Annotated in this window: 8 protein-coding genes and 1 pseudogene; 2 read left to right on the forward strand and 7 right to left on the reverse strand. The window is 41.0% G+C overall.

Features of this window, described 5'->3' with window-relative positions; genetic code table 11:
- Positions 1-866: 866 nt before the first annotated feature.
- A complete protein-coding gene (locus tag AC5JMK_RS07250; protein ID WP_096679103.1) occupies positions 867-1,529 on the forward strand; it encodes an Alr2735 family protein in 663 nt (220 codons plus the stop codon).
- Here AC5JMK_RS07250 and bioF read toward each other — a convergent pair.
- Together bioF and AC5JMK_RS07260 are read right to left on the reverse strand one after the other, a co-directional pair.
- Positions 1,515-2,675 carry an 8-amino-7-oxononanoate synthase gene (bioF, locus tag AC5JMK_RS07255; protein ID WP_495909757.1) on the reverse strand — a complete coding sequence of 387 codons (1,161 nt, stop codon included), beginning with the start codon at positions 2,673-2,675 and terminating at the stop codon, positions 1,515-1,517. The two genes, AC5JMK_RS07250 and bioF, sit on opposite strands and share 15 nt — an antisense overlap.
- Before the next feature lie 262 nt (positions 2,676-2,937).
- Entirely contained in the window at positions 2,938-3,297 is a 360-nt protein-coding gene (locus AC5JMK_RS07260) for a hypothetical protein (protein ID WP_096676912.1), read from the reverse strand.
- A gap of 331 nt (positions 3,298-3,628) precedes the next feature.
- Between AC5JMK_RS07260 and AC5JMK_RS07265 the strand changes: the two genes are divergently transcribed.
- On the forward strand, positions 3,629-4,324 hold the full coding sequence (locus tag AC5JMK_RS07265; RefSeq protein WP_495909754.1) for a class I SAM-dependent methyltransferase: 696 nt from the start codon (positions 3,629-3,631) through the stop codon (positions 4,322-4,324).
- Positions 4,325-4,642: 318 nt separating this feature from the next.
- Here the strand turns inward: AC5JMK_RS07265 and AC5JMK_RS07270 are convergent, their stop codons facing one another.
- From AC5JMK_RS07270 to pip, 5 genes and pseudogenes are all read right to left on the reverse strand, one after another.
- A complete protein-coding gene (locus tag AC5JMK_RS07270; RefSeq protein ID WP_495909755.1) occupies positions 4,643-6,304 on the reverse strand; it encodes a hypothetical protein in 1,662 nt (553 codons plus the stop codon).
- A gap of 529 nt (positions 6,305-6,833) precedes the next feature.
- A complete protein-coding gene (locus AC5JMK_RS07275; RefSeq protein WP_096676917.1) occupies positions 6,834-7,760 on the reverse strand; it encodes a 4a-hydroxytetrahydrobiopterin dehydratase in 927 nt (308 codons plus the stop codon).
- Between the two features lie 534 nt (positions 7,761-8,294).
- On the reverse strand, positions 8,295-8,933 hold the full coding sequence (ruvA, locus tag AC5JMK_RS07280; protein WP_096676918.1) for a Holliday junction branch migration protein RuvA: 639 nt from the start codon (positions 8,931-8,933) through the stop codon (positions 8,295-8,297).
- Position 8,934: 1 nt separating this feature from the next.
- Positions 8,935-9,684 carry a sucrose-phosphate phosphatase gene (locus AC5JMK_RS07285; protein ID WP_495909756.1) on the reverse strand — a complete coding sequence of 250 codons (750 nt, stop codon included), beginning with the start codon at positions 9,682-9,684 and terminating at the stop codon, positions 8,935-8,937.
- A gap of 189 nt (positions 9,685-9,873) precedes the next feature.
- Positions 9,874-10,821 (reverse strand): annotated as a pseudogene (pip, locus tag AC5JMK_RS07290) (prolyl aminopeptidase).
- Positions 10,822-10,922: the final 101 nt, after the last annotated feature.

The raw sequence follows: 10,922 nt of genomic DNA on the forward strand, positions 1-10,922 counted from the left end.
ACGTTACCAGATTTTTGCTCTTCTCTAGCAAGTTTTACCGCTCTAGAAAAAAATAAGAGTTTTTTTTATTTATTATGATTAAATACTCTTAATTGTTTTGCTTAAATTAACGTAATTAAAGCTGTTTATCTATGCAAATAAATACCCCTAAAGGAGCGATTTGATCCTCAAGGGGTAGAGTGAGGTATGACTTAAATGTTTCTCTTCTTCCAAGACAAATATTAACTTGATTAAAAAACCTTTGTATCTATCTATAGATTTATATAGCAATGATTTAGTGTCAATTAATCTTGTGATGTTAGATACAAATTAATATGTTTTGATGTATATCCCTTGACGTATTTGATATTTATGATATTAACTAATAATTTATTTGGTAAAAACATTGAATTTTATCAATGATTTAACTAATTATAAATTTACCTTTTCTGAAGTTTTGTACTTTGCGATCGCCATTACATAATATAGCGATCGCATTCAGGAATAAGTAAGTCGGCGCAAATAAACTAGGGGCGTAGACGCGCTCTGCGCCCCTACTAATTAGGGAAGCATCCCAATTTTTTCAATATACGGGGAGCATCCCTTCCTTATCCGTTCCCTGTTCTTAGTGAATGTATAAAACTTTTATCAGCTTAAAAAAAATTTGGGTATTACTGGGGTTTTTTCTTTGGCTATATGTAGTACAATTGTTCTAGTTAAAAAATTTATTTTCAAACTTTCACTAGCTTGAGAGTGATGGTGCGTGTATGCGTAGCCACTACTTAATCGAGTAGCACCTTATGAGTGCGATCGCTTGTGTCATTTTCTGGTGACTAAAGGCGATGGATTTATTGTACGTACCAGGAAGCTTTTATGAGGTCAAGATTATGATGACACAAGTACAGAGTGTAATTACAGAGCAAGTTGACGAAAAAGTAATTGCTTTATCAGAGTTTGAGAAATACGTTGAGGAAAAAGCAAATGACTCCAACAGCGTTGATGCTGAAAAGTTTCAGGTGCTTTCACTTGCTAATGTCACCAAAACAATTTTGCATCATGCTTTTTGGTTAGCCGACCAAAAACAAAAGCTTTCAGCAAAAGAGTATAAAAAACTACTGGTTGATCAGGGTTGGAAAGGTGAAGAAAAAAAGTATCTGAAAATTGCGGCGGTATTTAGTAAGTTTTCGCCCCAAGATTTAGCACAAGTTGAGCCATTGACTGTTTATCAGTTGGCAAACAATAGTAATAAATATAAACCAGTCATAGATGCTTTGTTAGACATAACTGTAATCACCCAAGAAGCTGTACGTTCCTTAGTTAAGCAACGGCGCACTCCCAGACAATCAAAACCTGAAAAACCAAGTATCTGGCGACGAACAAAAAATGGCGGACGCTACTGTCAAATTCCACCGATTCATTCTGAGTATGAATACACAGGCGTCACTCTGCAAAAGATGATGGATTCTGAAGGATTAACTGCTCAACAAATTGTGTCAGAAGCGATCGCTTTACGACAAGCATACAAGGAAGGGCGGTTAGGAATGATATAGTACTTCTACTAATTTTTCAATATGTTTCTCATCATGAGTTGCCATGATCGAAATTCGTATTCTACTTGTAGGAACCGTAGGAGGACGAATCGCAGGAGCAAATATACCAGCAGATTTGAGTTGCTTTGCTGCTTGGAGTGCGTCTTTGGCGCTAGCAAATTGTAAGCAAATAATCGGTGATTCTGAAGGGAGTAATTTGAGATGAGGTAAGTGTTGTTGGATCAATTTTTTTAAGTAATCTACATTTTTCCATAATTGAGCGCGGCGTTGTGGTTCTTGTTTAACTATATTAATTGCTGTTAAGGCTGCGGCTGTATCTGCGGGTGAAAGAGCAGTAGTATAGATCCAACTCGATGCGCGATTTCGTAAATAGTCAATTAGGGTTGCACTTCCAGCAATATATCCGCCTAAGCTACCCAAAGCTTTACTTAATGTTCCCATTTGTACTAATTGCTTAGCCGTACAGCCGCAATACTCAACACACCCAGCACCTGTTTTTCCTAAAACTCCAGTACCATGAGCTTCATCAACTAGCAGCATACAGCTAAATTCTGCCGCTAGATCTACCAGTGCAGGTAAAGGACACAAATCGCCATCCATACTAAAGACGCTATCTGTAGTGATTAAACAGCGTCGATAATCTTGACGCGATCGCTCTAATTCGGTTTTCACAGCTTCCACATCACAGTGAGGATATTCAAAAATTGCTGCACCACTGAGAATTGCTCCGTTTTTGAGACTGGAGTGATTATACTGGTCAGCTAATATTAAATCCCGCTTCCCTACTAAAGCCGTAATTGCACCCAAATTTGCTAGATATCCTGAACTGAAAACAAGGGCGTCTTCTGTTTGCTTGAGAGATGCGATCGCTCTTTCTAATTCTCTGTGTAATTCTCTATGCCCACTGAGTAAACGCGAACCAGTACTACCAGTACCAAATTCTTGGATAGCAGCAGTCGCTGCTGCGATTAAACGTGGATCACTAGCCAATCCCAAGTAATCATTACTGGCAAAATTAATTACTTCTCGTCCTTCCAATAACACCGTTGCACCACCGCAACCATTGATTGTCTGTACCGAACGATACCAGTCTGCACGGTGGATTGTTGCCAGAGATTGTTCTATCCAAGCGTAGGGATTGGGGATGGGGGATTGGGGATTCTCCAGGGGTTTCTGACGATTGTTTTATGAGTTTTAGATATCATAGCAAAAATTCTTCCGTTACCCTAAAGACTGTTATGGAATGTAGCAACAACGCCACAAATTATCTAGTACAGGTCGGCGGAAATAAAGCTACCATACCCTCGCAGTATCTTAACAAGGGTAAAAGACAAAACTTTACCTCTAGAGAAATTTACATACTACTCTCCGAGAAGCCGCTGCGCGTCTACAGTTGAATCGTGCCTACTTAATTTGGCAAAGCCACACTTTTACTTACAGCGCGTTTGCGATCGTTTTTCCGAGTACCTCCAGCCATCTGATACTCATAGCTATTACTACCAAACTTATAAGCAATACCACGTAAAATTTTCTCAGAATAGTCTGCTAAATCTTGTTCATTTTCGATGATCTGAGTTAGTAAGACATCAATAGTGGAGAGGGTGGTATTGTATGCTTCTAGAGATTGCCTAAGATTTTCTATTTTTTCAGTATAATCTTGGACTGTTAACCCTTCTCCGACATCGAGAGTCGGACTGATAGATTTAATGCTGGCTAGACGTACTTCAGCTTTGCTAAGAGTACGTGAACTGCGTTTTTGTCTTGACATAATTTAATACTCATTTTTCTAATTACTGATAACTCTATAGTGGACAATTGTGGAAAAGTTTGTCATACGTGAAATTGTTGATTTTTTTGAAAAAGTAAGACAACCATGAGAGATTAATAGTTTTTGCTCCCTTATACACCTTTTGGCTCTTTGGTGGAATGGCGCATCATTCAAGAGCCGAAACTTAAGCTATAAAGATCCTAAATCATTTATGAAATTCTCTACTTTCTCTTCCTCTGTGTCCTCTGCGGTTCGTTTTTCAGAAATCAAAAAGTATACTATACCTGCTATAGTATACTTTTTGACATAAATTACTAAAAAATAAGAAAACATGCAGAACATTATTAATTTTCATCAGGACTTCAACAGATTCGTGGAAGATAGCTGTTGTATTCTTCCACGAATGCAGTTGCCAATCTCACCTCTCAAATATGTCTTGCAGGAGAAACTTGTTAATCAAGATGGTCTTTGGTTAGAGTTTGGTGTTGCTAGCGGACACACCCTCAATCTTATCTGTGAGTATCGGTTACAAGGAACTGTTTATGGGTTTGACAGTTTTGAGGGATTACCATCTGATTGGCGTCCTGGATTACCTAAAGGAGCTTTTAAGCAACCAGAATTACCTCAGGTAAAAAGCAATGCGACTCTCATAAAAGGTCTTTTTGAAGATACTATTCCTGAGTTTATTGCTGCTCACACCCAGCAATATATATCTTTGTTGCATATTGATTGCGATCTTTATTCATCAACTAAAACTATCTTCTCTTATTTAGGAGAAAAACTCACAGAAGGTTCAATAATCGTTTTCGACGAGCTGATCGGATATCCTGGATTTGAGGAACATGAGTTAAAGGCGTTTTACGAATTTGCTCTGGCTTGCGAGAAAAAATTTCAATGGATTGGAATCAATGGAACTCAAGAAACTCAAGAACTATTTGAATACGCACAATACGGATCGATGGGTGAACTCTGGTTTCCTCAAAATGTTCCACTCAAGGAGCGTGTTGCCGTCAGAGTCCTTTCTTAGAACCTATATTTCGCACCCTCAACTGTCACATGGATAGAATTAACTATGCCTTCCATGTTTCCGAGGTCAATCTCAAAGAACGCACTTGACGATAATCATCGTTTTTGAGCGCAAACTTCACTTGAATATCCCGTTTTAGCATAAACTCTCCCGTGTAATACACTGTTAGTTTATCCCTATCCGTGTATTATTTGGAAGATGTATTCTACTTTGACGCTGATTTGTGAAGCATAAAATGGTTAACTATTTTTGAAGCATATCTTGAGCTAAAAGTTTATTTTATGATTCAAATCACAAATAGATTACAGAAAAACTGTACTAATCTAACGGATGTGGGCATGAAGTAGGACTACCTTCAGCCTCATAGTTCAGGCCCATTGCTGTGGCAACAAGCTCATTTGCTGCACTAGCGCTAATATGCCCCCGGCAAATCATGCCGTCTAGAAAGTCGGTAATATCCAATCCAGGTAAACCACGATCTACATAGTTAGGGTTGGTTCCCAAGGCACCGTTACCGCCCAAATAGTAAATCAGCACATCGTTAATCGCTAAGGATGAGGGAGGAGTTGAGGTTCCGCTGCCTGTGATCTTGTCGAATTGCCCAAATTCACAAGCATTGCCACAGTTGTTGGGACTCTGATTAGGGATGATAAAGGTTGTCAACGGCTCAGGCTCGGAGGTTCCACCATCGACTAAGTCCCATACAATGCGCTGAAACCAACCCGCGCTTGCCAAGTTATTAGACCAAACGACTGCTTGGGGGAACCCTGGTATCCCACCACTATTAGTGCATTCATTAAATTGACTCGGGGTATCAATCCGGGGGTTCCATTCTGTTCCGTTCCAACAGGCCATGCGTGCATTCACATCCAGATTCTCGACCAAGTCAGTTCCAGTAGTAGTGATCCACTGGCTTTTCCGGATGATGGCAGACTGAACATTAGCCAGGCCTTCACCGAACCGACCATAGTCAGGGTTTTGTCGCAAGAAAAGGCGTTGAAAATAATGGGAGGTCTCGTGAATATGTGCATGAGCATCCTGACCCAAATCGTTACAATCCCAAGGAATGAAAATGAAGCCGAGATCCTTTGTAGGGACATAAATTGCTGACTGGAGGTTCTTTTCTTTTGCATCCCATGCATCGCATTCCAAGCCACGAGGCTTCAAACCTTTGCTGTGAACTACGTTTATTTTTACCAGTTTAGTATCAGAGATACCTGGCAAACTACTGTAATAGCTGCGTGCAATGAGAACGTTATCCATAATAAAGAAACCCCGCGAGGCTTCATCATTCAGGGGGATGGTAATTTTCCCCAAGTCGAGATCATTGCCACCATTCTTGCGTGCTGGTTTGATATCAAAGGAGTGGCTAAAGGAATAAGGAATATAGTCTGAGGTATTGCTGGTCAATTCATCCATTGTGTTGACTGGTCCCTTCAGCCATTTCCCAACCCCGACTTTGTCAGCCTTATTGCCAGGTGCAACTGACCAGACCGTAATTTTGCCTTTGTTGCAGCCAACCGGAGTCCACTCAAAGGAGAAATCTCCATTCGATGAGATTTTACGTTTGATGTAATGTCCACACTCATCCTCTAGGATGACTACAGCATCGCGCACAAGGCGGGATTGAGGTGTATTGGTAACAGTAGCCTTCCAAGGGAAAAGGGGTGATTGTTGGGCATTGACTAGTAAGCCGACCTGATACTCAAACTGGAACTGTCCAGAAACTCTATGGGTGTGTTCAACAGGTTTTCCTGTGAGATCATCGACTACATTCGATGATGAGCTACTTACTGGTTTAGGCGGTATACTAATCCCTTGCACCGGATAGGGTTGAGGGGAGAGTTTAAGATCGACAGGCGTTGCTCCGACAGCAGGTTCTCCTGAGAAAATATTCGGCAGTATTACAGCGACGGTACCTGCTAGAATTGCCAATGCACCAAATACAAATGTGGTTATTTGATTTGACTTTTGTTTCATTGATTTGCTCTAGTGTTTGTTTGCCTCGCTAAGGACTAACGCCTTCCAAGACTAGTGCGTTAATCCAATAGCAGTTTGCTATCTAATGCGTTCACCACGACATGAAGGTAGCATTTCGCGGCAGAGTGACAAAACTTTACGAGTTAACGCGATGTGCGACTTATTGTTTCGTTACACAAGGGTAGTGTATGGTCGAATCAACGCAGATGTAAGGATATGCGATCGCGGGAATATCTCTTACCCGAAGAGGTGGAGGCGATGATGAATTCATAACACAAGTCTGTTTCTCGTCAAGGCGGAAGCTGCTACAGGGTGCGCGAAACACGGAAACGTCAAGGCGGAAGCTGCTGCAAGGAAGACGGAAGCTGCTTCAGGGTGCGCGAAACACGGAAACGTCAAGGCGGAAGCTGCTGCAAGGAAGCCGGAAGCTGCTTCAGGGTGCGCGAAACACGGAAACGTCAAGGCGGAAGTTGCTGCAAGGAAGCCGGAAGCTGTTACAGGGAATGTAAACAGTGATCGCCTGCTTGAATCAGTAATATGTTGGCCTGGGGAGTGTCAAATTCACATTCCCGCTTGATCCTACTTTTTTTGTTGCACCTGGAAAGTCTGCATAGGCGCGATCAAGATACTTTGCTAGTTGAATATCTCGATCAGAAATAAAATGATCGATATCCCAAGTGGTCAGATAAACATTAATCGTTCTCCAAATATTTTCCCAACGGGGATGATGCATAGCAATTTCACACCCAGGAGCAACCTGATTCATAAATCCAATAGCGTCTAAGAAGCTCTTAAACTTATACTCGCGAAAAAGCTCAATCCGAACCTTGGATGGCTCTCCTGGCAAAGGACTAATCACCTTTTGCCAATTAGACAGAGAACTGCTAAGGGCAATTTGCAGTTTATCTTCACTAAGCGGGTCTGGCTTTTCAGGTGGTGGTGTAGGATAGGGTCTGATATCACTCAACTTTTGATCTTTTTTTGGCTGCTCCTGTTTAACTTCCATTCGGAGTTGTTGAAGAATCAGTTGGATATCATGATCCCAGTACACATCTCGAATATCAACAGCTTGCCTTTGGGTAAAATCTCTGATCGACTCAGGCAATTTATCCGCAGGTGGCAGCTTTGCACCTTTAACCAAAATGGGTAGCAGCTTTTTACTTGAATTTAGCACCGTCTCAAGCTCACGCCGAACCCAATCGTTCTCTTGGTCAATCCGACGTATACCCCATTCATCGCTAATTCGGAGCCAATTAGGGCCAATCACGACAACAACGACTTGGGCAGATTGTAAAGCGTCTTCGAGTTCCTGCGTCCACTGTCTTCCTAATGCGATTGAAGACGTATCCATAAACACAACATCTTCGCCTAGTTCTCGGATAATTGAACTCTGTAAACGACCTGCTTCAGATGCAGTATCTTCTCTACGATAGCTGATGAAGATTGGCGCAGGCATTAACTAACTCCCTTATTGTGTAATGAAATTTAATAGCAAGCTCAGACCTATCTGGTACGCCTACGCCTACTGTCGTGATTATTACCAGCCCAGCAGATTTAACTTAGAAGCTTTTGAAGAGCTTTAGCCAACACCGACTTAAGATAGTGTTGATGCGGCAGCAAACCGAGTAAAAGCAAGCAAAGGGCAAATAGGTAAACTTTTGCCCTTGTCCTTAGCTTATTGCTAGGGGGTGTTTGCAAACTACAAAATCGGTTATTTTGAGGTTCATGATTTTAATCAAGGCTACGCCTTTCCTTTTAGGAAGAAGCTCAGTTTTTGTAAAAAGTCTTTACAAATTGGCTTTGCACACCCATTCAACTCAACAGCTAAAGTAACTTGGATACCCATACATTATTTTTGCTGGCAGAATCAAAATATCCAGGCTGCGCCAATGTGAGAAACTTGGAAACAATGAAGCGAATCAAATTCGATACTACTAATAACCAATAATAAATAACAACCAAAATAATAATAGTAACTCTTGACAAATAACTAATAACTACATTCACTACTACTGAGATGAGCGATCGCTTGTCTGAGCCATTCTTCTAAGAGTGCGTCTTTTGGTAGTCCAATATCTTCGCTGACTACGTGTAAAGCGTGGCTGACTTCGTTAGGGGTGTAACCCAAGGCGAGGAGTGTCATTTGCACTTCTTCGAGAATTCCTGGTGCTGGGCCGCCTGTAGCGACGAAAAAGCCTGCTGTTTTGCGCCATTCGATTAATTTGCTTTTCAGTTCTAAACAAATGCGTTCTGCGGTTTTTTTGCCGACGCCAGGCGCTTGAATCAGCAATTGTACATTAGCAGTGATAATAGTCTGAACTAATTCTGGGAGTTCCAGAGTGTCGAGTAAGGCGATCGCCAAAGCCGCACCAATCCCACTTACACTTAGCAAATGACGAAACACATCTCGTTCTGCTGGAGAACCAAAACCGTAGAGCAACGGTACTTCCTCGCGAATTTGGTAATGGGTAAATACTTGTACTTCACCTCCCGATTCTGGTAGCTGCTGTGCTAACCGCCCCGGAATTTGTAAATCGTAACCAATTCCGTTGACTTCGAGAGTCAGGATATGGCGATTTCCAGTATGTTTTTGAATGCCAGCAACGATGCCTTTGAGATAACTAATCATTTTATTCTATCAATCCAAAATAAGTTAAACCTTCCAAGATACCACCTGCACAGGCATTTTGTGCCAAGTAGCGGTGGTTAGCGGGATTTTCATTGTGCCACTGGAGTAACTCACTACGAGCATTCCCAACGATAATCCCTCGTTCATTGCCTGTTGTGAATAAAGCAATATCATTACCAGAATCACCACAAACAACAGTTTGTTCTGCTACAAATTTCCATTTTTGGCGAAGAAACTGTACTGCCTGACCTTTATCGCTCCTGTAAGGCACAATGTCAAGGTCTATACCACTGCTGTAGATTAACTTTACATTTAAATTAGATTTAAGCAACTCCGACTCTAGTTTTGGTAAAATAGTTACAGATGCCTCCTGTTCTAAGAAAAAACTTACTTTAAAAGGACGTTGTTCAGAATTGGGCTGTATTTTTAACTCCGGGAATTCCGCAGTTTTAGATAATACCAAATTTCTTTGCCATCCCTGTGAAAGTATTGTTGCCCAAGTTGAGTCTGGGCGATCGCTACCATCCAAGTATATTTCTGTTCCCACAGATAAAATCAAGGCATCTGGTTCGAGAAGATTTTTTTCTTGTTGAATTTCGCGGTACAGAACAGGTGATCGTCCTGTAGCATAAACAATTTTTGTACCATGTTCTTGGCGATGTTTTTGCAGGCGATCGTTTAATACCAACAGCGCTTGATCATCGCCTACCAGAGTATGATCCAAATCAGTTACAAACAAAAATTCAGCCACGGCAACCTCTTTGTGTCAAGTTCACCATCAAAAGTGTATGCCGTTTTTGCACCAGAGCGATCGCTGTAATCTAGCTTACGATGCTGATGCATTTATCCCAGAAGCGATCTCTTGATCCAAGCATAAAACACAAAGGCGATCGCAACTGTAAACTTCTACAGTTAATAATCAACCACTAACAAACAACAGTTACAAAGAAGCAAACTTATCTGTTGCTGCAATCAAAGCACTCGTAATTCCTGGTTCACTCATTGAATGTCCCGCATCAGGAACAACAATAAATTCTGCTTCTGGCCATGCACAATGTAATTCCCAAGCTGATATCATTGGGCAAACTACATCATAACGTCCTTGTACAATTACTGCTGGAATTTGACGAATACACTCAACATTTAAAAGTAAATAATCTTCTGATTTAAAAAAACCTTTGTTAATAAAATAATGACATTCAATCCGTGCAAAAGCATCAGCAAATTCATGCTCACCAAACTTTTGCATCAACTCTGGATCTGGTAACAATCTGCTAGTAGTTGCTTCCCAAATTGACCAAGCACGGGCAGCTTTCAGCCTAATTTGCATATCAGAGCTTGTTAAGCGTTGGTAATATGCTGTCAGCAAATCGCCACGTTCTGCAACAGGAATTGGTTTAATATATTCTTCCCAAGCATCAGGAAAAATATAACTTTCTCCCTCTTGATAGAACTAGTGTAATTCTTTTTGCCGCAGCATAAAAATGCCCCGCAAAATTAACCCACTACAGCGTTGTGGATGAGTTTCACTGTAGGCTAATGAGAGAGTACTTCCCCAACTACCACCAAAGACAACCCATTTTTCAATACCTAAATGCTCTCGTAGTTTTTCAATATCATTAACTAAATTCCATGTGGTATTTTCTCGCAATTCAGCATGGGGTGTACTTTTCCCACAACCACGTTGATCAAACATAATCAATCGCCATTTTTCTGGATGAAAATATTGGCGATAAAATGATGGACAACCTCCACCAGGGCCACCATGTAGTAAAACAATTGGTTTACCTTGGGGATTACCAGACTCTTCAAAATAAATTGTATGGATGTCTGATACTTGTAATTTACCTTCGTTATAAGCCTCAATTGGTGGATAAAGTTCTCGCATTTTAAAAATGTTGATTGTTGATTGTTGATAGCGTAACAAGTCAAAAGTTAACTATTTCGTCGTAAGTCCCGCGCTCTAACGCTTCGTTGAGCGTCGGGATA

It is taken from the genome of Pelatocladus sp., from assembly GCF_059505505.1.

Coding starts and splice junctions, on each gene's coding strand:
- AC5JMK_RS07250 (WP_096679103.1), top strand. CDS start 867: ATGATGACACAAGTACAGAGTGTAATTACAGAGCAAGTTGACGAAAAA.
- AC5JMK_RS07270 (WP_495909755.1), bottom strand. CDS start 6,304: ATGAAACAAAAGTCAAATCAAATAACCACATTTGTATTTGGTGCATTG.
- AC5JMK_RS07265 (WP_495909754.1), top strand. CDS start 3,629: ATGCAGAACATTATTAATTTTCATCAGGACTTCAACAGATTCGTGGAA.
- AC5JMK_RS07260 (WP_096676912.1), bottom strand. CDS start 3,297: ATGTCAAGACAAAAACGCAGTTCACGTACTCTTAGCAAAGCTGAAGTA.
- AC5JMK_RS07275 (WP_096676917.1), bottom strand. CDS start 7,760: ATGCCTGCGCCAATCTTCATCAGCTATCGTAGAGAAGATACTGCATCT.
- ruvA (WP_096676918.1), bottom strand. CDS start 8,933: ATGATTAGTTATCTCAAAGGCATCGTTGCTGGCATTCAAAAACATACT.